Here is a 26,220-nt window from a genome sequence, read left to right as displayed (position 1 = left end):
TTCCTTGATTTCAATACTATTATTTTAGCACCTTAACCAAGGAGTTACACGCATTTGCGACAATTAATTTACGGCTATCAGTTTAATCTTTAATATGCAAGGTCATCGCGTTAATCGCCACGACCACTGTACTTAAGCCCATCACAGCCGCCCCGACCATTGGGTTCAAAATAAACCCGACTGGCGCTAAGACACCAGCTGCTAATGGAATCGTGATGACGTTGTAACCAGCTCCCCACCAGAGGTTTTGGGTCATCTTCCGCGTCGTTTGCCGAGCTAATTCTAGGAATTCAACGACATCGTTGGGATTGCTCTTAACCAAGACCACATCCGCAGAGTCGATGGCAACATCCGTCCCAGAACCAATGGCGACCCCAATTTCGGCACTAGCCAAGCTAGGCGCATCATTGACGCCATCACCAATCATCATGACATGGCTGCCATCACTCTGATATTGCTTAACCAATTTAGCTTTATCTTCAGGCAATAAACTAGCATGAACTTCGGTAATTCCCAGTTGTTTCGCAACGACTTGAGCACTCTTTTCATTATCACCAGTTAACATCACTGGCGTAATCTTCTGTGCCTTTAAACTGTCAATCAAATTCTTGGATTCTGGCTTGATTTGATCCCCTTGGGCGACATAGCCTAAAACGTGTTGATCTTGAACTAAGAAACTAACCGAGTTTCCAGCTGAAGCCAGCCGATTAAAGGCAGCTTGGTCATAAGCTAATTTTTGTTTGTCCAAATAAGCCGCTGACACGATTTCGTACGTTTGACCATTAACGGTCCCGCTTAACCCCACACCGGTAATTTGATGACCATCCGTTGCTTCCGGAATCGTTAATTTTTGTGCTTTGGCTGCGTTTAAGATACCGACTGCTAAGGGATGACTTGAGCCATTTTCCAAGCTAGCCATGATTGTTAAGACATCGTCGGCTTTAATTTTTGAATCTGTACTCTCATATTCAGCAACTTTAAAGTTACCAGCCGTTAACGTCCCGGTCTTATCCATCAACGCATAATTTAGTTTTTTGACTTGTTCCATCGCATCCCGATTCCGAATGAGCAACCCATGACTGGCCGCAATCGCCGTACTACGCGCAACAACTAAAGGTACCGCCAATCCAAGGGCATGTGGGCAGGCAATTACTAAGACAGTGACCGCAATTGAAAGAGCCAAGGCTAAGTTACCCACGAGCATCCAAACGACAAAGGCCACGATCGCCACCGTTAAAGCAGCATAGAACAATAATCCAGCAACGCGATCGGCCATATTTTCTTGATCCGATTTGGCTGCTTGTGCATCTGTGACCAACTTCATGACTTGTGCTAAATAACCTGTCTCACCAGTCCCAGTGACCCGCATTTCAAAGGTCCCTTCACCGTTGACAGAACCACCAACGACTTTACCATCTGGACCTTTTTCAACTAACCGCGCTTCACCAGTGACCATGGATTCGTTAACTGAAGTATTCCCACTAACGATCACCCCATCGGCTGGAATCTTTTCACCAGCGCGAACTTGAATATGGTCGTCTTTAACTAATTCTGAAACATCAACATCTTTCGTTTCGCCGTTAACCACTTTGTGCGCGGAACTTGGCAACAATTTGGCTAAATTATCAACAGCAGAACCGGCATTCATGACCGTATCCATTTCAATCCAGTGTCCTAACAGCATGATATCGATCAAAGTCGTCAATTCCCAGAAGAAATCAGTCACTTGTGGCGTCACATTTAAAATATTATTCGCAATGACGGCGTAGATACTGTAAACAAAGGCAACGCCGATCCCCATGGCAATCAGTGTCATCATCGCTGGCTTCTTGTTGGCTAATTCGGCCTTGGCACCACTGAAGAATGGTTGTCCACCATAGATGAAGACAATTGTCCCAATAATGGCAGCGAGATAGTCCGTCCATGGATGGCTAATGAATTGGAACGGTAACCGCATCCCCATCATCGGACTCATCAAGAGAATCGGAATGGTTAAGATTAAGGAGACCCAGAACTTCCGTTTCAAGTTTCCCATGTGCATCATTTGGCCGCCACCCATATCCATGTCCATATCTGACATGTCCATCTTGCTCATGTCCTTAGCTGAGTCCATATCTTTCATATCGTTCATTTCTGCTTTATTCATAATAACAACCTCCCCGACAATCAAACTTATGCCGTTTACATTTGTAATTTATGACTAAAGTTTACAATCGTAAACGATAAAAGTCAAGAGATTGGATTGAAAAAATAATATTGCCAACAAGTGGAACCCACAACGTACATTGACTAAAGATAGGGATTACCTAACTAAAGCGGACATTACCATTTGTTAATTGCCCTACCAAGTGGCACTTTTTTCGAAGGATTGCCTTTAATCTTGGCGCACTTTTTCGATTAATTGACGCACAGCGATTTGCTCTGTCTGCTTCACTAGCTCGGCTTGCTGACTAGCTAATTGCGGATGGGCTTGAATTTGCTGGCGCACGTGTTTAGTCACAACTGCTTGTAGCTGTGCTTGCGTCGCGGTTTGCTTTAACTGCTTGCCCAGCTGGGTTAATTGGCGCCGCGTTAAAACTTGCCACTGGTCCGATAATTGATAGGTCACCGTCTGGCGCTGCTTTTGACCAGCAGTAGTCACACCTGCAAACAACCACTTTAGACTCGTTTTTTGATAGTAATAGTGCCAAGTTCTAGTCACCTTCGCCACCTGCTTGGCAGGAACTCCGGTAACTAGTCGCACCCGTTTTTGCCGATTTAGCACCAAGTCAAGCCGCTGTGTCTGCGGCTCGCGAGTGGCATAGGCTGTATACGCCGTCTTGCCTTGTTCCACCTGTTTAGTGACCAATACCTGATTACCCTTGATCTGTGTCACTGGGGCAATTTTGCTGGTTACCGTCTGAGGTTTAACGGTTGCCCCATAATGGTACTGCGTATCCAATAAGATTATCCCTTGGCAGCATAACATCACAACCATCATTAGACTTCCCCAGCGTTGGTGGTGTGTCACTAATAACCAACCGGCTAGGCCGCCCGCCAAAACCATGATCATTATTAACATGTTGTGACCTCCCTCGTTTTGACACTCAAGAATAGCGCTGGAATAACCGCTACGGCCGTTCCAACTGCAATCCAGATGAAGGTATGGTAGTAAGCCGCACTCAACATGGTTGCCGTGGCAATGTTATTCCCTTCATAACTCGCGATAACTGCTGCTAAAATTGCAGTCGCAATGGATCCACCAATATTTTGGGCCATCCGCGTTGTCACCGTCGCCTCTGGGATTAGTACTGGTGCTAAGCCTGTATAACTATCACTCATAATTGGAATCGTCACCCCACTGCGGCTGAGCCCCATCAAAAATAGCATTGTCAAGATCAACCAATTTGGGGTGCTTTTCGTAAAATACGCAAACGGTAATGTCGTCACAACGGCCATGATTAATGAAATAACGACAACCCATTTAGCGCCGTACGTATCTGTGATTTTACCGACCTGTGTTCGTGTCACTAACATGCCAGCTCCCAGCGCAATCAAATAAACACCGGTCATGATCACACTCAAATGCCGAATATTTTGTAAAAATAAGGGCAACGCAAACATCGCACCATTGACCATTAGTCCAGACATCGATAGTAGTACCGTTGAAGCAGCAAAGTGTGCATTCTTAAATAATTTGATTGGTAAGAGGGCTTGCTGTGGCCAGTTGACGGCATATACCACATAGCCTAACAGACAATCCAAGCCAACTAATCCCGGTGCCAACACACTTAATTTGCCAAAAATATCATTTTGGCTGAAGTTAGTCACCGCGACAATCAGACCAGCAAACCCGCCAACAATCAAGATAAAGCCAATCCAATCAAAAGGTTTCTGCGTTGACTGTTGGGGCATAAACTTGGGTAAATAGCATTCAACTAAAACCAGCGCGATCACAACTAACGGAATATTAATATAGAATAACCAGTGCCAGCTCCAAAACTTAATTAGAGCGCCACCCACCGTTGGTCCTAAAATTGGAGCAAACACGATCGGCAGCCCAACCACGGACATTAACTGGCCTAAATTTTGCCCTTGTGCCATGCGAATCATTAACGTCGTTGCCAACGGAATAATAATACCAGCGGCCGCACCTTGGATAATTCGGCCAATTAACAACGTCGGCACATTCATGGCGACTCCAGAAGCCAGTGAGCCAATTAGAAAAGCCAATTGAGCCAATGCCATTAATCGTTTCCCAGAAAATTGATCAACGAGCCAACCTGCTAGTGGAACTGCGAGACCTAGAGCCAAAACATAGGCCGAGGTTACCCACTGAATACTATTGACAGTCGAGTTCAAATCTTTCAGAATAGTGTTAACTCCAATGTTCGTCATTGTTGTATCTAACATTGGCGCCATCATGACAAAGATCATGATAAAAGCAGCCTTCATATTCATCTGTCCGGCCTCAGACGCCGTAACAGCCGTACTTTCACGTGACTTCATTTATATCTCTCCTTTAAGGTACTTGTGGTACCTAATTAGAGATAATACACGCTTTTCCTAAAAACACAAGAGAGTGGTGACTTAAATTGCCAACTGAACATCGCAAACGTGGCCCAGAACTTGAAGCGGCCATCTTAGACGCAGCTTTTAAAATTATGCAAACAAACGGGTATGATCAGATGACGATGGCTCAAATCGCTACTGCCGCGCACACTAATAAAAATGCTATTTATCGCCGCTGGGACACTAAAATGGCAGTCATTACGGCGGCCGCCAAACGTTATTTTCAATCCCACCCTGAATTAGTCCAGCACGAGTTACCAGACACCGGCAATTTTCGTAACGATCTCATTGCACTGATGCAACTCCCACTACCAGCAATTCAAGTGATTGGCAGTCACAATCTTAAAGCCATCGCTTTAGATTTACTGCCGAATGTTTCTAGCGTTAAATTTGATTTTCTGAATGATAATTATTTTCAGCGCTTCTTAACCAAGATCTTGGCGCATGCAGCGGCACGTGGTGACTTAAAGACTACTCCGGAACACCTGCCCGCAGCGGCAAAAGGACAACCAACCCTGCTACTATTGTCCTATATTTTGAGTGAACGCCCCTATGATCAAGCAGCTGTCCAGTCATTAGTTGACGATATTTTATTACCCGTCTTAACAAGATAAAAAACAGTCACGGAAAATCCGATTGGACTTTTCGTGACTGTCTTTTTTAAATAAATTTTAGTTTGCTTTCACACCTTCACCGGCAGTTTCGTCGGCTTCAGCTTGTAACTTAGCTTGTTCTTGTTTGTAGAGGATGGCATCTTGTTTACGAGCAAATGGCCAGTAAACGAAGAAGGATAGCACGATCATCCCAGCTTGCCATACAGCAGTCCGCCAGTCACCAACTAATAAACCTGAAATAATTGGCGGCGTGGTCCAAGGTACCATTGGTCCACGGAAGTATGGGATAACCCCAAACTTAATGGCAAGATAAGTGGCACCCATTGAAATGGCTGGCATCAAGATAAATGGTGCGGCCAAGAGTGGGTTCATAACAATTGGGGTCCCAAAGAGAACAGGTTCGTTAATATTAAAGATCCCAGTCCCAATCCCTAAACGACCAATTGATTTCATTTGTTGTGACTTTGCAAAGAAGACCATGAAGACAACCAAACCAAACGTCATCCCAGAACCAGTAACCGTCCCGAATTGATCAAGTAATGATTGCGTCACAATATGCCCACCGTTGCTAGCAGAAGCAATGTTACCAGCAGCAGTAATCTTAGCGTTAGCTAATGAGTTAGCTTGCAATAACGGTCCCATGATACCGCCAATAATAACGGCACCGTGAACCCCGAAGAACCAGAACAATGGAATGAGTAACGCAATAACCAACATTCCACCAAAGGTATCAGTCAACCCTTGTAGTGGTGTTTGAACAACTTTGTAAATGAATTCGATGAAAGTTGTGTTGCCGAAGACATCGAACAACCCATAAACGACTAACCAACCAACGGTAATGGCAGTTGCTGGAATTAAAGCCGTAAATGAACCGGCAACAGCAGCTGGAACTTGTTCTGGTAATTTAATCCGAATATCGCGTTTTAAGAACCATGAGTAAATCCAACCAGTAATTAAACCAATAATAATAGCTGCAATCATGCCTTGGCCGCCTAACCAAGTCCGGTCAATCATTTGGACTTGTGGCGCCTGAGCTGCGGTAACTGCAATTTTGCCATTAATCATAATGGCAGTTGTAGGCCGCTGAATAATTAAGAAACTGACTAATGCGGTTAATCCGGCTGGTAATGGATCAAAACCGTCATCTTTAACCCAAACGTACGCAATCCCCGAAACGGCGAAGATTGACATGACGCCAAATGACGCATTATAAATCTGCATACAAATTGCTGATAATCCGGTCTTGGTCATCCACGCCGCCCATGAAGCAACAGGCAACTGGGCTAAGATCAAGAACACCGAGCCAATCATGATAAATGGTAAGGTGAAAAGCATCCCATTTTTCAGAGCAGTGATGGCTTTGGTGTTTACGAACTTCATTATCGGTGGTAAGACTTTGTTATTCATAAAATCGCCCATAATTTAACACCCCTTCGTACTATAATTGCAAATCAATCGCGAATCCCGACTGGCCAGCCTTTTTGTATCCGCTTTCATTTACTACTATAGATGACGCCATTAGCTTTTTAAAGACCTAACGGCGCTAAAAAAACAGGTACTAAAAATATAACCTGTCACAAAGAAATAACCTGTCACATATTAGGGCAAACGTCCCTATCTATTGGCGTTTGCACGCCGGGCTGCTTGAATTTTATGGGTCTTATGCATAATTTGTTCCATCGTTAGAACTACCGGTACCTGTGTGGTCAAATCAACATCATCGTTGATCACATCCCGGACTTCATGCGCGTTATACGCAACATTGACATCAGAAAGTCGAGCTAGTGTCGAGATAGCAGTGTTCGTAATTGAGACCACTTTGGCCCCTAGTTCGTGATAAAACTGCGCTTGTTTTAAAACCTGTTCCCGTTCACCGGAAACTGAAACGTCAACTAAAACAATTTTTTCTGGATGACGAAGTTTCGCTGGTTGTGGCTGAAAAGGATCGACAATCGATAACGTATATAACCCTAAATTTGCCAACAACCGCGCCCCGTATTGTGCAAAGGTCGCACTCGTCCCAATGCCGAAAAACAAAATCAAGTCGGCATCAACCATCATCTCCGCTACTTGTTGTACGTGATCTTGGTAAGTTTGATCGTTAAAACGGCTCAAAAATTCATTAACGGAATCAACAACGCGCGTCATTTTGGGTTGTTCGAGCTGCTGGTGTGCTAAATCACGTTTAATCACGTACTTTAATTCCATAAACCCGTCTAACCCAACTTTATTGCAGAAACGTAATACAGTCGTCGTCGAAACATGGCTTTTCGTCGCTAACTCGCGGATCGTCATATTAATTACAGCACTTTTATTTTGAATAATGTAGTCATACACGGTTAATTCCAGCCGATTCAAGCTCTCAATTTCCTGATAATTAAACACTGCCCTCTCCCCCTTCTAACTAAGTACAATCATACCATTTTAAGCACGCTATTATTGACGAAATACACGTGCTGTCGCATTTCTGCGCCCTAATTTAGGCTTAGCCAAAAAAACTAGTCGGCAATCACCTAAGTAATTGCCGACTAGTGCCCCTCACAAAACAGGGTCTGATTAACATTTCACGCCACCTGGCAAACAATCGCAATCAACTGTTGCCGGCGCGGTTTTGGCTTTTTCAGCCAAAACGGTTTGTAAGTTTTCAATATCATGCTGGCTCAATTCAAGTTTCTCAATTAAATCAGTCAACGTTTGACCCACGCGCATCTGACAAAGGTGACCAAATAACGTCGTCACCGCCTCATCCATTGACGGTTGTTCATCAACCGTTGGGTAATAAGTAAAGGCCCGGCCATTCTTTTCCGCCCGCAAAGCACCCTTTTTAATCAAGCGCCCTAATAACGTCTTGACTGTCGCCGTTTTCCAGCCCATCTTCTCAGCCATGATTTCCGCCATCTGACTACTCGTCACACTGCCCAAAGTCCACGTGACTCGCATGACTTCCCATTCAGCATCACTAATCTCTAATTGTGTTTGTGCTTCCATTTGAATGGCCACCTTTCAAGTTATTTTTTCTCAATACTCGGTTTCAATAAGATTTAGTATAGTTTACAACCGTAAACGAGAGATTGCAACTAATTGTCTTCTTTATCATAGCGCCAAACCTATGATAACTGAATCACTTTTTTGCATATGGACAACTAAAAATCCCCGGTTATCACTTTATGTAGCGCTATAAATAGCTATAGCGTTTCAAGTCATCAATACCATAGTCAAAACAAAAAGGCTACGATTCCGTCAGTAACAACGGCAATCGGAGCCTCGTTTAGTTAATGTCTAAAAGTTAAAAATCCTGTATCTGCGTCACTACGTCAACAATCAAGCTGTAAAGAACTAGGCGATTACTGCCGTTTCCGGTTGTTGCTGCTAATCAGTGATTCTTTCTTATAAATCTGTTATTTACACTTAGCGGAGTCAGTCGAAACCGGTGTGCAGTGTCAGCGAGATTAGTCAGCGTTCTTGGCAGACTAATCTCGCGAGGCAATTCAAAGACGTGTTTTGTCGGCTTGGAATTGAGGCGCCAGACCGCACTTCGGCTGGCACCGCCCCCCCACCGCACACCGATTTTGACTGACGGAGCGCTGAAATTGGCAAGTCTACTTTTGATGTAACGGTCACTGGTGCTGCGACATTTTTGATGTTTTTGATACTTTAGTTAATGTCGCCGACGATACCCAGCGGCACCTAGAATTGCTAACAAACTAATTCCCAGCGCTGCTAGCCATGAGGTTGGCTTAACTTCGTTCGTTCTCGGTAAATTACCAACTGTTACGTTAGTCGGTGCTGATTGTAATGCCGTTGCCGGATCAGCCGCTACCTGTTCTGGTAAAGTTTTAGCAGGTTGTTGATTAGAACTATCATTAATCATGTCGCCATCACCATTGGACTGACCACCATTATTACCAGGATTGGTGGTCCCACCGCCATTGCCTTCATTAATAAGGTCACCATCGCCATTATTGTTATCACCGGTACCATTACCATTGTCGCCCGGTTCTTCTGAATCCGCACTAACCGTAATTGTCGCTGTCGCCGTCACGACATTGCCAGCAGTATCCGTATATTGATAAGTGATTTGATAAGTCCCGGCCTGGTTCGTATTCACCCTGCCTGTAACTACTAAATCCTTAAATGAGAGCGCTTGGCCATTGGCGTCGGTTGCCCCAGCTAAGTTATCAGCCGCCGTCCAGTCCGTTCCAACTTTTAGTTGACTATCTTTAACTTCGATACCAGCTTGACTCGCGACCACATGCACTGTCACTGTTTTTGTAACTTGATTGCCATCTGTCCCAGTGTAACTATACGTAATTTGGTAATCACCAGTCTTAGTGGCATCGACTTTGCCAGTAACCTGAACATCGGTAACACTCAGCGACTGGCCATCTGCATCCGTGGCGCTGACAAAATTATCCGCTGCCGACCAAGTTGCTTGTGGTCCGGCAATCACTGTGGTATCTTGCACTTCTAAAGTGACTTTGCTGGCAACCACGTGAATAACAGTTTCAAACTGTTGAACATTCCCCTCGCTATCGGTGTAGCTCAGTGTAATCGTCTGGTCACCGACTTTGGTTAAATCAGGTTCTCGATCGACGTTCACGGTCAAATTGCTCAAATCAGTTACTGGTTGGCCATCAAAATCCATTGCTGCCGTCACACTATCAGTCCATGACCATTTGGCATTGGGACCAGCCACTACCGTCACCGGTTTAGTCGTTAAGCTGGCTTGCGTTGCGACCACCGTTACCGTCGTCGTTGTCGTGACCACATTGCCGTACTTATCCGTGTACGATAGGGTTACCGTTTGTTCACCAGCCGTGGTGAGATCCAACCCCGTTGCCGTCACCGTTGCCAATTCAGCAGCCGTCAGCGGTTGACCAGCCGCGTTGGTGGACTTCACTTGGTCAACCGCTTGACTGACGTCCCAACTGGCATTAGGTCCCATTTTAACCGTGGAAGGTTGACCCACCAAGGTTGCCTGACTTTGTGTCACGGTCACGGTGGAGGTAGCTTGTTTTTCAATGCCGTTAGCATCCGTATAAGTTAACACGACCGTGTAGGTCTTATTCGGAATCGACGCATCAATGGTCGTCACGTTTGAATCCCCATTAACACTTGTCACTTTGACCAAACCATTAACATCAACTGCATTTAAATCTAACTCGTTGCCATCAGCATCTACAATTTTAGCCACACTATCTTTAGCGGACCAATTACTATTAGGACCGGCCACCACCGTTACATCTTTGGCCGTGAGGGCAGCACTCGAAGCTGGCGACCAGATATAAGTTGTGGCTGCACTAGGCACCGAGTTTCCAGTGTACAGGGCCACTAACTCAGCGCTGGTATATGCCGGGTCGGTAGCTCCCGTCGCCGCTTTATTTTGCCAAGTCCCGGCTTGTGTTGGCACGTTTGGCAAATTAACGCCCGCCATCAAACGCGTATTTGCGCCCAATGTGAGTTCTTTCAGGCTGCTCGTTGACTCAAACACGCTCATGAATGCCGAAGCGCTAGTGACGTTCCGCAAATCCCAACTCGCAATGTCCAATGCCGTCAAACGACTATCTCCAGCAAAGAGATTGGCAATCTGGCTCGTCGTACTCGTATCCCAACCGGTCACGTTTATACTGATTAAGTTAACACAATTACGGAACATCCCACCCAATGAGACTTTAGTTCCGGCAGCGATGTTTTTACCGACTTGCCATTGACTCAAGTCTAACGTCTGGACGCCGACACCACTAAATAAATTGTCAAAATCAACCACTCTGCTAACATCCCAATTTTCAACAGGAATCTGAGTCGCCACGGCAATGTCCGAAAACATCGCGGTCATATTCGTGACATTACCGGTTTTCCACCCTGACAGACCAGAAAAATCCGCAATTTTCGTACTGGTGAATAAATAGCTCATGTTCGTGGCTTGCGAAGTATCGATGTTTTCTAAACCTTCAATACTACTAATTTTTTTGCCGTATGTCCCCCGTTGTGAAAAGACATTACTAAAATCACTTCCGGCGACAACCGGTCCATCAATAATCACCTTGGTGATCAGATTCCGTTGATTATACCAAGACAGCGTGCTGGCCTTGGCAATGCTACCAACATTTCCAGCATGAATCGTCAAAACGCCATCACTATCTAAGGTCCATTCACTACCACCATCAATTTGTAACGTGCCCGAGTACGGATAGGTCACGTCTGCACGTGCTAAATTTGACCGTGGTGTCTGTTGTGACGCAGCTTCCACAGGTGGCGCTGGACTCGTTTCCACCACTGCTGATGCTGAAGGCTGAACAATTGTTTCTGGCTGGCTTGCCGGTGTTTCAGGTCGACTCACATCAGCTTCCGCTGGTTTAGGTGTCGGATTAGCTGGCTGACTGGTTATTTGCTTGTCAGCAGCTGGTGTCGCCACCTTGGGAGCCGGTTGGGTACCTTTTGTAGTTGGCACCACAGTGGCATCGCTTTCATTTTTGCTGTTACTCTGATCAGTAATTTGATCACTTGTCCCAGCCTTCAAAGTGACTTCTTTCTGTTCAAGCTTACTTGAAGCCATTGGTTGATTCGTTGTCGGTTCAGGTTCAGTTGAAGGTGACGTTTCAGCTTGACTAGCAATCGTGCTAAAATTCACCGCTGCTAAAGTCACGCCAGCAAATACCCAAAAGCGACCCTTTTTGTACATTTTATAAACCATTTTATCATTACGTTTATTTTGCATGTTCGTTCTCCCCATCCAAATGACATGTTGACAGTAACTAGTTGCTGTAATGCTTACTTAAATCTCATGTTATTAATTACCTCGTTATAACGACTAATACAGTGTCGAATTACTTGCATCCGATTAGTTTGTTAGTTAGATTTATTAATAATACCCATAAATAAATAAGTACCTTATCTATAATGAATGTATCATAAACGGCTTAAATAAAGCAACAATCCAAACTAATATTTACCTGTTTATCATTTAACTTATTATCTTATGTTTTTTAATTAAACTACTTATTTTACGACAAAAAAGAACAGCCGCAGCTGTCCTTTTTGCTAATACTTTAATTATGACGACGTTTGCGAGCTAATCCCAATAAACCAGTCAGTCCAGTCAATGTTAACAAAGTCATTCCGAGAGCCTGCTTGGAATTAGATTGAACTTCATCGGTCTGCGGTAACGTCGAAACGGATTTAGCCTGTGATTCTGTAGCCTGTTTGGCTGGCAAAATCCGTCCAGTTCCCATTTTATCAGCAACTGACATTGGCTGTTCTGGGTCAATTTGAATGCGGTCAGCCATCGTTATCACCTGATCTGATTTCGCACCACTTGGTTTAGTCGCCGGTGTAACTGCCTCAGCTGGATCAGTAGGCGTTACTGGTTGATCAGGATCAATTTGATCACCAGTGCCAGTGCTGTCGTTATCATCAGTATTCGGATCAGTTGCCGCAACAACGGTTACCTTGGCCTTTGCGTTCACCACGTTACCAGCGACATCCGTATATTGGTACGTGATTGTGTACGCTCCAGGTGTTGCCATATCAACAGTTCCAGTCACTTGAACATCATTTAAGGTCAGTGCATGACCATCAGCGTCAGTGCCACTGACAAAGCTGTCATTTGGCGTCCATTTAGCCGTCGCCCCTGCAGTAACCGTGGCATCTTTCGCCACTACCGCTGCTTGAGAAGCATGGACTTTAACCGTGACAGTCTTGTTTAGATCATTACCAGCCTTATCAATATAGCGATAAGTAACGGTATACTCGCCAGGCGTTGTCGTATCAACATTACCAGTGACTTCAAGATCGTCCAAAGTCAGCGCCTGACCATCAGCGTCTTTAGCACCGACAAAATTGTCTGCCGCCTGCCAAACAGACGCACTTGGCCCGGTAACAACCGTTGTCCCGTTTGCTTGTATATCAGCTTTAGTCGCAACAACATGCACGGTCACTGTCGCTTCGTGACTAGTGCCAGTAGTATCCGTGTAAGTCACTTTAACCAGTTGATCACCGGTCTTCGAAAGGTCCAATTGACTCAAATCCGCAACCAGGTGCTGGTCAGCTAATGCTTGATCAACATCAACGGCTTCACCATTGACGTCGGTAAGTCCTTTAATCGCCGCTTTCAAATCAAAGACGGCTTTAGGGCCAGCGACAATTGTTTCTGGCTCGGTCGTTATAGTAGCTTTATTTTCGACAACGTGAACCGTGATTGTGTAGGTATGCGGTGCACCAACCCCATCCTTGTAAGTCAACGTGACCGGATAGTCACCGGCTTTAGTTAAATCAGGTTGGGTATTGGCCGTAATCGCTAATCCTGACAAATCAGTGACTGGATTGCCGGCTTCATCGGTAGCAGCGGTGATGTTGGTTAAGTTGTTCCAATTAGCTTGACTACCAACACTAATGGTTGTCTCCGGCACAACTGTCAAGCTCGCTTTGCTCTCTAACACGTGAACAGTAGTGGTGGCGTATTGCACGTAGCCATAGCTATCGGTAAATACAAAAACAACACTATAGTCACGGTTACCTAGTCCTGGAGTATGCACATCTATCCTATGAACATTTTCATCACCGTTCACACTAAAAATCTGAACCCACTGACTAATATCGTCATAGTCAAGTAAATTTTGGCCGTTACCATCAATAAGCTCGGACAAACTTTGTTTACGACCCCATCCTACGTCAGGACCAGCAATAAAGGTTAAATCTTTGGTCTTGATTTGTGATTTAGGTACTGGCGACCAAACATAAGTGATCTTACCAGCTGGAAAAGTACTATTCCCGCTACTGTATAAGGCCATTAATTGCGCACTCGTATAGGTGTCACCACCAGTTGTGCTTTGCCAAGTCTTTGTCTCAGTAGGTACGTCTGGGAGACCAACATTAGCGTAATAGTCTAATGCCTTAACGTAAAACATTAAACGTGAGTTTTCATTTAACGTTAATGACTTCAGATTAGTAGTACCAGCAAGCGCAGATGCACCACCGGTAACACTTCGTAAATCCCAATCAGAAAGATCTAGTGTTGTCAGTTGTTTATCACCTGAAACCAAGTTGGCAATTTGGGTGGCATGGCTTGTATTCCAACCAGAAACATTTAAAGATTGTAAGTTCGTACAAAAAGCAAACATCCCACCAAGCGAAAGCGCTTGTCCACCGGCGCCAACGTTCCAATGGCTTAAGTCCAACGAAGTTAGTGGCGTATTCTGAAACATCATGTTGAAAGTGTCAACTTTACCAACATTCCAATTACCAATTGGAAGCTTGCTACTATCTGTAACTAGCGTTGAGGAAAACATCGACATCATATCAGTTACATTGCTAGTGTCCCAATCTTTCACACCAGAAAAATCTGAAACGCTATCACCACTGAAAGCACCATACATATCCGTCACATGTGACACATCAAGATTTTCCAATCCTTCAATATCGGTTAAAGGAACGTTGCCTGGGTCATTATTATATTTAAAAAATATCGAATTTAAATTAGCTCCCGCAATAACATTAGGTTCAATAATAACTTTACTAATTTTTGCACGAATTTTGGTACCATTCGGTAAAACCTGATTACCTGCCCAGGGTGCCATCCCATCAGTAAGTGTTCCGGAACCAATCGTTAAGACACCATCACTAGTTAAGCGCCATTGACTCGTCCCCCAATTACCAGATGCTACTTCCCTCACGGTAGCAGCCTTAACTAAAGCCGCTCTTGAAAGATTTTGAACTGCCATGGCACCGATCGCATTGTTCGTTGTCTCCTGTATCTTATTCAGGGTTAACTGATTGTTAAACTCATTAGTCTCATTTTCTGAAGTCAGATCCGTCACTGGTGCCTCAACTGTCGTGACAACTTTTTTAGCCGTATCACCATTCTCAACTGGAAGTGTGCTCTCAGGCTTAGTTGTTGCCGCTGGTTCGTCACTAACAGGTGCCAGCTTATCCGTCTCTTCGTTAGTGACCGTTGTATCTTTCACATCACTAACCACTGATGTCGTTACTTTTGACGTCGACTTAGTCTCGGAACTTGACGAACTTTCAACTGATTGCGCTTGCGTGCCAGTTTCACTATCTTTTTCTGGCTGTTCTTTAGCAGTCGTTGTTGCCGTTGCTTTGGAAGTCGCTGTTGCCGTTTTAGACACACCTTCGGCTGAACTTGCATCACTCGCACCGCTGGGCTGACTCGGCGTAGCACTACTTTGCAACACAACTTGTGACTGGCTAGTGACGCTTTTTTTACTCGTTGAACTAGTCGCTGGTTCTGAGCTTGCTTGAGTTGTGGCATCAGCATGACTCGTTACCACACTCATATTCATGGTAACAACTGCCATTCCGGCAAAGATCCAGAAGCGTCCTTTTTTGTACATTTTATAATATAATTTGTTATTTTGGTCTTGCTTCATGATTCTAGTTCCCCCGTTTCAAATCCACTCTGCAAACTAAATATCCTTGATTAAATCGCTTATTCAGACATAAAACTGTCAACATCTATACGATTTGCTAATACGTCTGGCCCCAAAACAGCTTATTAGCCTGTTTTGACAACAATCACGTTTATCCATTGATAAATACAATTAATTACTCTAGTCAATAGATAAGCACTTTGTTCATTTATAATGTACCACAACCAGTCAATATAATTCAACAGATATTATTTATAATATAATCATAAATATATTAATATCCACAAAGTTAGCAAAGATTACTATCTTTGTATCCTTGGCGTCAGTGACAAATTTTGACTTTAACTGAATTCCGTGAGGCCCTTGACTAGCCCTTATATAAATGATGACCCGACGAAGATACCGCTTGCCTTTCGTTAATGGATCGTCACATTTTATAATAAAAAAAACTATAATTAAGACCTAAAATAACGATCGCTTTTAGGCTGATACATAAGCCACTCTTTTCCACATATATACACTATTAAACTGATCGTAACAGGGTCCTGATACCGACCAAATAAAAAAGGGTTCAACCCATTATTAGTTGAAACCCTTAGTTGGTCTGTTTGACGAATTGCGCTAACAACGTCATTAGTGTCGTGACCGTCGTTGGGTAATCCGCCGTATGTTGTAATAAATACCCGACTAACTTGCTTTGATACAAAACAGTCGTAGCCGTTTGCCCGTTAGTCTGTAGTAACGTTCTGCGAAATTCATTTAATAATTGCTGTAACTGAGCTTGCGCTGGATCGGCACGATCTAAGGTCAGAGCCGCCCGACTAATCGCGTCTAAAACCATCGCTTGCGTGATTTTTTGTTTAGTTGTCATATGATCCGGGCCCCACCTTTTTTAGAATAGTTCTTAGTATACACTGACTTTTCAGAAAAGTACTCATAAATGTTTACAAATTGCCGACTAGCAGTAAGTATGTTAGGATATGCCATCAGCTCACTTGGAGGTCCCCTATTAATGAAACCAAATTCTAAATTTTTACAACGACTACAACAGTTTATGATTGGCCGCTACGGTCAAAATGATACTTTAAATAAATTTCTGAACAACTTCGCCCTACTCTTAATTGTCGCAAGTTTCTTTCCAAAAGTCACTTGGCTCGCGCTCATTGCCTTACTACTATTATTGTTGAGTTACTGGCGACTCTTTTCCAAGAAGATCTACACACAAGTTGCCATCAATCGTGGCTTTCAACATCTCTGGTTTCCACTTATATGGCCTTTTACCCGATTAGGCTATCAGGTATCGCAGCATTGGCACTATCGTTTCTTTCATTGTGAAAATTGTCAACAGCGCATCCGGATTCCACGTCATCACGGCCGTATTCGCGTGACTTGTCCGAAGTGTGGCCATCAATTTGACGCTCGAACTTAACCACTTATTTCAGAAATGTTAAAACTTTTTTTCAGAAATCACTTACGAAGCGCGCCTTTTTCTGGTACAGTGACCTATTGTGTCTACTGTACGGAAAAAGGAGAAATTTAGCATGCAAACCAAGTCACATTCAAATCCTAATCTAATTATGATTGGGCTATTACTCGGAGGCTTTGTGGGAATGTTCAGCGAAACTGCACTGAATATCGCCCTTCCTCAATTAGAACAACAATTACACGTCAATACTGGGACAATTCAATGGCTCGTTACCGGTTATCTACTGATGGTCGGCATCGTCTTGCCATTATCAAGTCTGTTAACGAAACATTTTACTACCCGACAACTGATTATCTTCGCCTTAAGCGATTTTATTGTCGGCGCCATCGTTTCAGCCTTAGCTGGTAACTTTGCGTTACTGCTGATTGGCCGAATGATTCAAGGCATCGCGACTGGCTTGATTCTGCCACTGATTTTCATCGTCCTATTAGCTGTTTACCCACCTGAAAAACGGGGTGCCGCCATGGGATTCGTTGGCCTAGTTATCATGTTTGCACCGGCTTTAGGACCGACTTTGGCTGGTTTAATCTTAGGTGCCCTTTCTTGGCACTGGATCTTCTGGTTGTTCGTCCCATTGTTAGCAATTGCGCTGATTATTACCATCATGTTCATGCAAAATGTCTCCAAAGTCACCAAGCCCAAAGTTGATATTTTATCAATTATTTTATCATCCATCGGCTTCGGTGGTTTAGTCATTGGGGCTAGTTTAGCCGGTGACAAAGGTTGGGGTAGTCCAATGGTCTTAATCGCACTAGTCGTTGGGATCATCTCCCTGTACTTCTACTGTCATCGTCAATTACACTTAGACACACCCATTCTGAACTTACGGGCGTTTAGCTTCAAAAAGTTCAGTGTCGGGACTGTGCTCGTTATGATTGACTTTGGGATTATCATGTCGTCAATGTATCTATTACCGATGTACTGGCAAAAAGGTCTGGTAGCTCCCGTTGCCATGACTGGAATTTTAATGTTACCTGGTGGGATTGTTAATGCGATTGTTTCCGCCACCGCCGGTCGTCTTTTCGATAATTATGGTGCCAAATATTTAACGCAGATTGGTTTTGCAATCAGCTTTGTCGGTGCCTTGATGCTTATTTTCACTACAACACATTCGGCTTACTGGTACGTCGTTTTAGCGCATATCATCTTAATGATTGGGGCACCGTTAGCGATGTCACCAGCCCAAACTTACGGACTAAATGCTTTGCATGGTCCGGTTGCCGCAGATGGTAGTACGATTTTAAATACCTTGCAACAAATTCTGGGCGCTTTGGCAACTGCCATTGCCACAAGTTTGTTGGGGATTGGTCAAGCTGCTAGTCATGCGAGTGGCTCAACTGCCTTCGTGCATGGTGTTCACTATGGCTTCTGGTTCACCTTGGCGTTATCTGTCCTAGGTTTCTTTGTTTCGATGCTTGTCAGCAACAAACCTGAGAAATCAATCGATCCCTTAGCAGAAAAACGTGCGGCTGAATCAGCTCACCAATCACCTGCTGAAGAAAATTAAATCAATTTGATTAAAAAACGTTGGGTCGCTTGAAACCCAACGTTTTTTTGATTGCACTTTTGCCAGCTATCCGCCACAATGGGGAGGTAACGTTAGACAAGGAGCATTTAAATTTTAATGGAAATTATAATTAATCTGATTATCGGAACCAGTGCTATTCTAGCGCTCATTTGTTGGGGCCTCACTGGTTATTACTTCCACCAAGTTCAAAAATTAATGGCCACCATTTGGTTATTAGCTGGCATTGCCGCTGCTGGGGTCGCAGGCTTCTTCATCTGGGCCGCGATTCCACTTTGGACCAGTATTTAAGGAGCGCTTTTTGATGATGAATCCAGCCGATGTTTTTAACAAATATCTCAATAAGTACCAGATTACAATGCAACATCCTGAACATGGTCTGGTGATGCTGACATCGCCAGTTTGGCCTGAACATCCGGAGCTACAAGCCCAAGTTTTGCAAGCACTGGAAAGTTTTAATGGCGTTCACCAAGTCACGGTTAATAGTTCGGAACAACTCGTCATGCGTTACGATTCGGACCAATTACGCAAAATGAATCCATTAGCTTTATTTTCAGTTGAACGGCGTTTGAGTCGCCAATACCATCACGCTGGGTATTAAATCAAAAAGGCAGGATAAGTCCTCCGTACAGGAGTTCTCTACCCTACCTTTTTGATTCGACTATGTAGGATCAGAAAAGTGGTTACAATATATTACTTGATTCCACTTTTTCTGACATTAGTGTGTACGTTGTTTTCCCCAACTAAACAGCCAAATATAAATCAACGCAATTACCAAACTACCTACTAAGCTCGTCAGTAATTCTCGCGTTCCATCACCCATTGTTACAGCAAATATTGCCCGAACGATAAAATAACCTAACGGAATGATGCTACCCGTAAAGTTAGTTTTCTGCTGTTTTCCTAATATATAACTCCAATAACCTAGGCCAATGGTAACGGCCGCAAAAATTAATCCAATTATGATAAGAATAATCACCATCTAACACCTTCATCTTTCCAGAATGTAGTAGCTCCAGTCAATTCAACTAATATCGTTATTCCTACTTTCAAACTCATATAATCCAGTCATATAACCCCTCATTTATCATTCCATCCACTTGTATTAAATCTTTTCTAGCACATTCAAACATCAGCTTCTCAGATGAAAGATATGGTAATACTTGCTCTTGATGTATATAGTAAGTATCATTTTCAAGCTGCACCTGGACAAACAGCGCATTACCAATAATGACGCTATCTTCCACAATTGTATATTCCTGCCAATCGCCAGCATTCATTCTTCTAACACTACCAAATAATGCAAGTTTGCATTCATATACACCACCAACCTTCATAAATTCAAAAGTCTTATCAATGCTTACAGAAGCCGAATCATCAAAACACGTTTCAATAGTTTGGGTTTTCATATTTTTTAAATCTACCACTCTTGTAATCATATCTTGTTGAATTGATAACAGTTTATACATATAAAACACCTCTTTTTCACTACTTCAAATTGGAAAGAATGTGACTATAAAACCATTTGTTCCATAAACTATCCGATATTTTTTCCATCAACCCTATACTCTGAGTATGGGCCAACCTTACTTGCACCGCTTTTTATTGGTTTAGACTTTATAGCTCTATCTAAGGCTCTTGGGATATCCTTCTGTGCTATTCCCCTTTCCTTAAATTCTCGTGCATGCCGCTGCTGTATATGCTTCAATCCGGCTCGACTACTTCCCTTTTCAAGCCACATTAACTTACCATCTGAGTTTTTCGTTACCATGAGAACGTCTTTGGCCGAATATTTCACTCCCTTTGCCTTCAACTGTTGCAACAATGCGTTAGTAACAAGCTGAGGCTTCTTGACAGCTACTTTCTTCTTAGTCCTACTCTTACTCCGTGCATAAGCTTGCTTACGATCCCGTTTTGCTTGCTTCTTTTTATTGAACTTCTTTTGTTTCTTAGTTACTTTCTTACCGTACTTCTGCTTATAAGCTTTCTTACTCATCACCCGGCGGCCAAGTGTTTTAGTCTTCTTGGCTTTTACTGGTTTAGCTTTCTTTCGTTGCTTGACCAGCTGCTCGGCTCGCTTCTGTGCGGCCTTCTTTGCCGCCGTTTCACCTGTTCGTTTGGTCACAGCTTTCGTTGCCAAATGCCCAACTCTAATATCTTTCGACACTTTTTCAGTCTTTCGAGCGGTCACTAATAACTTGGCGATTTTTGCGACTCTTGCAGCTTTGGATATCGGAATAAAATTAAAAGCTGTCCATGCCGCACCCAACCATCGTGAACGTTTTTTGCCAGTCGTTGCATCTTTACCAGTAAACATGGTATAGAGGTCATTGTAACCAACAAAGTCCCCCACCATCGAAATTAGGCTCTTACTGATCCCGGTCTTACGACTAATCGTAGACATTAATGCACTGCCACTTGATTTTTTCTTTTTGATCGCGGGTCTGTGTTTAGTCATTTGGCGCTTCTTCGAATGTGAAACTTTCCGTTTCTTAGCAATTTTCTTTTTCTTTGCGGCTTGGTGTTTCTTGACTGTTTTCTTGCGCCTCTTTGGCGTAGCTTTTCGTTTCTTGGCTGATTACTTCTTTTTCTTCCGTTTCTTAGTGGCTCGTTTCTTACGCACAACACGCCGTCGCTTTGGTGCTGCGCTGCTTCCTACGCACCCCAGCATGACGGACCGCTTTACGACGCCGAACTGCGACCTTGCGTCGTCTTGGCGCTTTCCGTCGAACTACGCGCCGCTTGGTTACGCGTCTGGCACGATGCGACTTTTTCGCATGTCCACTCGCATGGCGCCGAACAACGTGCTTACGTGAGTGAGTTACTCCACGGCGATGTGCCGAAACAAATTCCGCTGAGCCTGCAAAAGAAGTCAGTACTAATGTCATCACCATGAAGACAATTAAGACTTTTTTCAAAATTGTATTGACTTTTTTCATCTTAACGCCGCCCCCATTTACTACTGGGGAGCGGTACCGCGATAGTAATGAGTAACATAACTAACCCGAGCCACATCAATGGTGAATTACCAACTGAATTAGTTTGTGGTAATAGTTTACCAAGAATTGGATGCCGCTGCTTGAAGGCCGCATTTTGTTAGTCACTCCACTATTATTCGTTTTATCCGTGCTTGATGAACCAGAAAGTGGGCATTATTGGCAGTTGATGTGTCCCCAACATCATTAGCCTTAGCACCCCATTCATAGCCGGCACCCACCGTATAAGCGACACCTTGATCACCGCACTGAAACTAAAAAAAGTCGAAACAATGTCCGGCTTTTTTGCTAACTATTATTGATAGATGCATGTGGAAAAACACTTTTGATATTTTTTAAAAATAATTGAATCATTGGTCCTAGACCAAACATTGCTATCAAGGTTGCAAACCCAACTTTGGCCCCCATCAGGAATCCTAAAACAATAAAACTAGAGTCTAAAAGGATTCGGGCATATCGTAATGACCAACCAAAATGATTAACTAAGCAATTCATAAGCGCTTCGGTTGGCCCACTTCCTAAATTTGAGGCCAAGTAAATAGCCGTCCCAAGTGCCATTAGTCCAAACCCAACTACTGAAACAATTAAGTCAAACTTAGTCGTTACATAATTCTCAAATACGGGGCTTAGCATATTCACTGTTGCACCAACCGTTAACCCATTGATAACACTGCCAATCCCAAGTAGTGAACGATTCCAGAAGAAGGTAATTATCAGGAATATTACACTTAGAATTTGGCTCCATGTTCCAAAACTAATACTTGACCATGATTGAATCTGATTCATAATTCCCAAAATCAACGTACTAATCGAATCAAAACCTGAATCAGCTACTACTATTAATTTGACACCAACGCCACAAACCATGCTACCAATAATTGTATAGATGATCTTTTTGATCAACTTACTCTTTTTAACATTCACACTTCACCTACGTTTTCCATTTCCAACTGTTGTTTTAGTAAGTTTAAAAACTGTTCATAAGAAGTCGTTTCAGCAAGTTGATTAACATTTATCGGCTCGCTCAGAACATTGACCAGCGCTTCAAAGATATCATTGAATTGCTGAGCGCCTGCCCGGTTAATCCCAATTAAAAATACAATTTTTACAGGTTGGGATTGCCACATCACAGGTTTTGAACAGCGATAAATAGCAATAAAGTTTTTAAGTGCATCCATTCTAAATGCATGAGGAATTGCCACACCTGATGGAAATCCTGTTGACGACATATTTTCACGTTTAGTTACCGCTTGACCAAAGCCATCAGAAATATACTTCTGTTGTTGTAAGGCACCTAATAAATATGTCAGTATATCTTGCCTAGACATTGCATCTACATCATCAAAATATACATTCTCCGTCATATACTCTTGAATATGATTAATTAGCCGGGGCATAAACTTCAGTTGCTTGGCTACACCAATTTGACGCCTAATCAATGATTGATCAGCTTGTGTTAAAAACGGATGAACCATCAATACTGGTTTATCAAGTTGATGGATACTATGAACTGTACTAATTACCAAATCAGCCTGACTTGCTGTTTCCGTATTCACCAAAGAAGACACCGAGAAAATACGAATTTCATCTGAATATAAATATTTAATCTTATCTACCAACGATTTTCTTATATCATCATAAACATCGGTAATTAAATAGACCTTTAGTAACTGTTGCCTATTTTTTTGCTCTAAATACGCTCCTAAATGCAATGCAATAAAAGTTATCTCATCTTCAGTAAAAGTAATAGCCAGTTTTTGATTTAATGAAACAGCTAGATACACAGAAATATCATAAATCAGTGGATAAGTTGTTTTAATATCAAGCAGACTAGTACTTCTGTTGAAGTGGTCAACCGCAAAGCGACGTGATAAATTTTGAACATGAATTGCCAACTTTGTAAAAAAATCCTCATCTGATAAATCCAAAAAATAATTTTGCTCAGCTTCGTGCAATGCTGCTTTGAGCGCCGCTTTTATTCTAGGTTGAATAAGTGTTTCGATATTTACTACAGCATGATCATCAGCAACATCCTGATTGCCGACAAATAAGATCGACAATTGCTGCATTTCAGGATTAGGTAGTTCAATACCATAATTTCTTTTTAACTGTACTGCTATCTCACTAACAACAGCCTCCTCGGTTGGCAATTTAACTGTATCGGCTGATTCAGGAATATCATTTCCTTGTTGAATACGCTGTAATGCAATTGCAAAATGTAACACAATATTATTAAGAGCATAATTATTAATAGTTAGCCCTTTGGTCTGAGCAGCTTTTTTAATTATCTTTTGAAGATCAACTAACGGAATATCTTCTATCAACTTTTGAATACTTTTACGAACATTATCTTGAAAGTTAGCCTCATCGTATAGTATTCCAAGGATCAATTTACGCTTAGCGCGTTCACTTCCAATTAAACGATAATTGAATTCATTCCCTTGAATATAAACATCATAACTTTCAACTTTCTTTTGCAATTTATTTATATCAGTTCGGATAACAGCATCAGAAACAAACATTTGATCAGCATAATCATACAAATTAATGCCTTGACTACCGTCATGTATTAATGCCATCAGCAACTTTGTAATACGCTCATCACTAGTCGATACCTTAACCGCTGTGGTGGAACTTTTCTTATTAAATTTATAGCCATTTCTCCCGGAAGAAATACAATCGTCATATTCATTATTCAGCCTATTTATGACGTTTCTAATGGTACGAGTTGTACATTCAAAACGTTCAGCCAATTCTTTGGCACTTGTCCATTTATAAACATGTGCTTTCAAATAACTTAATACTTCAACATCTCGTTTTGACATATTCTTCCCCCAAACTGGTTATTATTAAATAACTAAAGGTCTACGCCATTACTACTGATAACTTTTTGATACCAATAATAACTGTCTTTCTTAATTCGCTTTCCAGATCCTTTCCCAAAATTATCTAAATCAACATATACGAAACCATATCGTTTTGCCATTTGAGCAGTGGAACAACTAATGATATCAATCGGTCCCCATGCTAAATAGGCAATAACATCCACACCGTCTTCCATTGCTGCTTCCATCGCCGCAATATGTTGTGAAAGATATGAAATCCGATAATCATCATGGACTGTGCCATCTTCTAGCTTGTCATACATTCCGAAACCATTTTCAGCAATGATAATCGGCTTTTTATACCGATCCCAATTTTGAGATAGTGTATTATATAACCCCTTAGGATCAACACCCCAGCCCCAAGGATTAGCTTTAATATTAGGATTTTTCACAACAGATGCTGGATCCATCGTATTGCGCTTAGCATCTACCACTTGTGAGTAGTAATAAGAAATTGCTAAGAAATCCATTGTATTATTACTTAACAAGTCCAAGTCACCAGGTTGAATATTCAAATCAATATTATGATCTGCAAAATAATTCAATGCATATTTCGGATACGCACCCTCAAACTGAACATCCGTATAGAAGTACTCCATCCGATTGCGCTTCAGTGCTAGTTCAACGTCATCTGGATCACAAGAGAATGGGTATGCGGTGCTATCAGCCACCATTGTCCCAATTTGCATGTCCGGATTAATTTTTCGTGCAATTTCAACTAACTTTGCACTAGCAACAAATTGATTATGAACGGCTTGATAAGCAGCTTCTGAATAATTATCAACAGTATCATAAGGAATTGCAGTCGAGTTAAATGGTTCAAATTGAATTAAATTAATTTGATTGATTGCAATCCAATACTTTACCTTACCTTGATAACGTTTCAGGACAGTTTCACCATACTTTACAAATAAGTCCACGACCCTTCGGTTATTCCAGCCTCCATACTTGGTTGTGATATTCAGCGGTGTTTCATAATGTAAAATCGTAATAATCGGTTCCATTCCCAATTCAATAATTTTATCAATTAAATGATCGTAGTAGCTAAGTCCCGCTTCATTAGGCTCAGTCTCATCACCTGTTGGGAAAATTCTAGTCCAATCAATTGATGTTCTAAACGCTTTGAATCCCATATCTGCCAATAGCTTCAGGTCCTGTGGATACGTATGATAAAAGTCTATCCCTGAGCGTTTGGGATAATAGCCATCTTTATCTGCTAAATGTTGCTTGATATCTGCCGTTGAAACACCTTTAATTTGTTTTGCTGAAATTTCTGCATTTGTTAAATCAGGTTCATATTTGTGGATATCTGCTAAACTGATTCCTTTACCATCAATTCCAAAGCCACCCTCAGCTTGATTGGCAGCAATGGCACCACCCCACAAAAAGTTTGTTGGCATCTTATAATTCATTTTTAGTTCCTCCTACATAGTTATTTTTCAGTAATACTTACAACAATTTTCTCTAAATGATCCGCAATCAGTAATTCACTTTGTGCTGTCATCAGGGTATCCTGAGCATGGCAAAACAAGGTTGAATACCGGATTTGGTTACCGTTAGCTTCTTCTTGAAGCGTATCAGTTTGTAAACCGTGCGCTATTACAATTTCTTGGTGAGCAGTTGCTAAGAATTCATTTGCTATCGAAAATTGTTTGTTTTCGATAGCTTCCAGAGCTTTTACTACTGCATCACGCGTATTTCCCGCATGAACTAAAATATTCATTGAGAGCATATCAAGATCATCATTTAATGGTTCTTCTTCTACTTTTTTCATA

General features: G+C 42.4%; 23 protein-coding genes. 5 read left to right on the top strand and 18 right to left on the bottom strand.

The features are described from left to right. Nucleotides 1-82: 82 nt before the first annotated feature. The 3 genes from FFM64_RS05665 to FFM64_RS05655 all read right to left on the bottom strand — a co-directional run bounded on the left by FFM64_RS05665 (nucleotide 83) and on the right by FFM64_RS05655 (nucleotide 4,488). Nucleotides 83-2,122, bottom strand: a complete 2,040-nt coding sequence (locus FFM64_RS05665; protein ID WP_137607077.1) for a heavy metal translocating P-type ATPase — start codon at nucleotides 2,120-2,122, stop codon at nucleotides 83-85. Nucleotides 2,123-2,374: 252 nt separating this feature from the next. After that, nucleotides 2,375-3,061, bottom strand: a complete 687-nt coding sequence (locus tag FFM64_RS05660; protein WP_137607026.1) for a DUF4811 domain-containing protein — start codon at nucleotides 3,059-3,061, stop codon at nucleotides 2,375-2,377. Then, nucleotides 3,055-4,488, bottom strand: coding sequence for a DHA2 family efflux MFS transporter permease subunit (locus FFM64_RS05655; protein WP_223876903.1), 1,434 nt, complete (start codon nucleotides 4,486-4,488; stop codon nucleotides 3,055-3,057). The genes FFM64_RS05660 and FFM64_RS05655 overlap by 7 nt, the downstream gene beginning before the upstream one ends. 86 nt (nucleotides 4,489-4,574) lie before the next feature. On the opposite strand from FFM64_RS05655, the gene FFM64_RS05650 reads away from it, so the two are divergent. After that, nucleotides 4,575-5,165: a TetR/AcrR family transcriptional regulator gene (locus FFM64_RS05650; RefSeq protein WP_137607025.1), complete on the top strand. Its 591-nt coding sequence runs from the start codon at nucleotides 4,575-4,577 to the stop codon at nucleotides 5,163-5,165. 57 nt (nucleotides 5,166-5,222) lie between these two features. Here FFM64_RS05650 and FFM64_RS05645 read toward each other — a convergent pair whose 3' ends face one another. The 6 genes from FFM64_RS05645 to FFM64_RS05620 form a co-directional block, all read right to left on the bottom strand. Next, entirely contained in the window at nucleotides 5,223-6,584 is a 1,362-nt protein-coding gene (locus FFM64_RS05645; protein WP_137607024.1) for a PTS sugar transporter subunit IIC, read from the bottom strand. A 195-nt stretch (nucleotides 6,585-6,779) separates the two neighbouring features. Next, complete coding sequence (locus FFM64_RS05640) at nucleotides 6,780-7,550, bottom strand: MurR/RpiR family transcriptional regulator (RefSeq protein WP_137607023.1); 771 nt, start codon at nucleotides 7,548-7,550, stop codon at nucleotides 6,780-6,782. Nucleotides 7,551-7,721: 171 nt separating this feature from the next. Next, on the bottom strand, nucleotides 7,722-8,153 hold the full coding sequence (locus FFM64_RS05635) for a CopY/TcrY family copper transport repressor (protein WP_137607022.1): 432 nt from the start codon (nucleotides 8,151-8,153) through the stop codon (nucleotides 7,722-7,724). A gap of 670 nt (nucleotides 8,154-8,823) precedes the next feature. Continuing rightward, entirely contained in the window at nucleotides 8,824-11,883 is a 3,060-nt protein-coding gene (locus tag FFM64_RS05630; RefSeq protein WP_171000305.1) for a bacterial Ig-like domain-containing protein, read from the bottom strand. Nucleotides 11,884-12,214: 331 nt separating this feature from the next. Continuing rightward, nucleotides 12,215-15,553: a bacterial Ig-like domain-containing protein gene (locus FFM64_RS05625; protein ID WP_137607020.1), complete on the bottom strand. Its 3,339-nt coding sequence runs from the start codon at nucleotides 15,551-15,553 to the stop codon at nucleotides 12,215-12,217. Nucleotides 15,554-16,148: 595 nt separating this feature from the next. Then, the gene (locus FFM64_RS05620) at nucleotides 16,149-16,424 is read right to left on the bottom strand and encodes a hypothetical protein (RefSeq protein WP_137607019.1); all 276 of its coding nucleotides are present in this window, start codon (nucleotides 16,422-16,424) and stop codon (nucleotides 16,149-16,151) included. A 141-nt stretch (nucleotides 16,425-16,565) separates the two neighbouring features. On the opposite strand from FFM64_RS05620, the gene FFM64_RS05615 reads away from it, so the two are divergent. From FFM64_RS05615 to FFM64_RS05600, 4 genes are all read left to right on the top strand, one after another. After that, nucleotides 16,566-16,982 carry a zinc ribbon domain-containing protein gene (locus tag FFM64_RS05615; protein ID WP_137607018.1) on the top strand — a complete coding sequence of 139 codons (417 nt, stop codon included), beginning with the start codon at nucleotides 16,566-16,568 and terminating at the stop codon, nucleotides 16,980-16,982. Nucleotides 16,983-17,094: 112 nt separating this feature from the next. After that, complete coding sequence (locus tag FFM64_RS05610) at nucleotides 17,095-18,546, top strand: DHA2 family efflux MFS transporter permease subunit (RefSeq protein ID WP_137607017.1); 1,452 nt, start codon at nucleotides 17,095-17,097, stop codon at nucleotides 18,544-18,546. 117 nt (nucleotides 18,547-18,663) lie between these two features. Continuing rightward, the gene (locus FFM64_RS05605; protein ID WP_137607016.1) at nucleotides 18,664-18,855 is read left to right on the top strand and encodes a hypothetical protein; all 192 of its coding nucleotides are present in this window, start codon (nucleotides 18,664-18,666) and stop codon (nucleotides 18,853-18,855) included. A 13-nt stretch (nucleotides 18,856-18,868) separates the two neighbouring features. Continuing rightward, on the top strand, nucleotides 18,869-19,165 hold the full coding sequence (locus FFM64_RS05600; RefSeq protein ID WP_223876902.1) for a hypothetical protein: 297 nt from the start codon (nucleotides 18,869-18,871) through the stop codon (nucleotides 19,163-19,165). A 117-nt stretch (nucleotides 19,166-19,282) separates the two neighbouring features. Here the strand turns inward: FFM64_RS05600 and FFM64_RS05595 are convergent, their stop codons facing one another. The 9 genes from FFM64_RS05595 to FFM64_RS05555 all read right to left on the bottom strand — a co-directional run bounded on the left by FFM64_RS05595 (nucleotide 19,283) and on the right by FFM64_RS05555 (nucleotide 26,219). Further along, a complete protein-coding gene (locus tag FFM64_RS05595) occupies nucleotides 19,283-19,546 on the bottom strand; it encodes a hypothetical protein (RefSeq protein WP_379858546.1) in 264 nt (87 codons plus the stop codon). 73 nt (nucleotides 19,547-19,619) lie between these two features. After that, nucleotides 19,620-20,033 (bottom strand): hypothetical protein, encoded by a 414-nt coding sequence (locus FFM64_RS05590; RefSeq protein WP_137607015.1) that lies wholly within the window; start codon nucleotides 20,031-20,033, stop codon nucleotides 19,620-19,622. A 68-nt stretch (nucleotides 20,034-20,101) separates the two neighbouring features. Continuing rightward, a complete protein-coding gene (locus FFM64_RS05585) occupies nucleotides 20,102-21,022 on the bottom strand; it encodes a pre-toxin TG domain-containing protein (RefSeq protein ID WP_137607014.1) in 921 nt (306 codons plus the stop codon). 157 nt (nucleotides 21,023-21,179) lie between these two features. Further along, complete coding sequence (locus tag FFM64_RS05580; protein WP_137607013.1) at nucleotides 21,180-21,503, bottom strand: hypothetical protein; 324 nt, start codon at nucleotides 21,501-21,503, stop codon at nucleotides 21,180-21,182. A gap of 1 nt (nucleotide 21,504) precedes the next feature. Continuing rightward, nucleotides 21,505-21,630: an LPXTG cell wall anchor domain-containing protein gene (locus FFM64_RS12505; protein ID WP_137607073.1), complete on the bottom strand. Its 126-nt coding sequence runs from the start codon at nucleotides 21,628-21,630 to the stop codon at nucleotides 21,505-21,507. A gap of 218 nt (nucleotides 21,631-21,848) precedes the next feature. Then, nucleotides 21,849-22,484: a YczE/YyaS/YitT family protein gene (locus FFM64_RS05570; RefSeq protein ID WP_223876901.1), complete on the bottom strand. Its 636-nt coding sequence runs from the start codon at nucleotides 22,482-22,484 to the stop codon at nucleotides 21,849-21,851. After that, entirely contained in the window at nucleotides 22,481-24,385 is a 1,905-nt protein-coding gene (locus tag FFM64_RS05565; RefSeq protein ID WP_137607012.1) for a BglG family transcription antiterminator, read from the bottom strand. The genes FFM64_RS05570 and FFM64_RS05565 overlap by 4 nt, the downstream gene beginning before the upstream one ends. A 32-nt stretch (nucleotides 24,386-24,417) precedes the next feature. After that, complete coding sequence (locus FFM64_RS05560; protein WP_137607011.1) at nucleotides 24,418-25,857, bottom strand: glycoside hydrolase family 1 protein; 1,440 nt, start codon at nucleotides 25,855-25,857, stop codon at nucleotides 24,418-24,420. 20 nt (nucleotides 25,858-25,877) lie between these two features. Then, nucleotides 25,878-26,219 carry a PTS lactose/cellobiose transporter subunit IIA gene (locus FFM64_RS05555; RefSeq protein ID WP_137607010.1) on the bottom strand — a complete coding sequence of 114 codons (342 nt, stop codon included), beginning with the start codon at nucleotides 26,217-26,219 and terminating at the stop codon, nucleotides 25,878-25,880. Nucleotide 26,220: the final 1 nt, after the last annotated feature.

Origin of the sequence: Lactiplantibacillus daoliensis, from assembly GCF_005405005.1 — a bacterium.
GTDB lineage: Bacteria > Bacillota > Bacilli > Lactobacillales > Lactobacillaceae > Lactiplantibacillus > Lactiplantibacillus daoliensis.
This window is presented reverse-complemented; position numbering and strand designations above follow the sequence as displayed.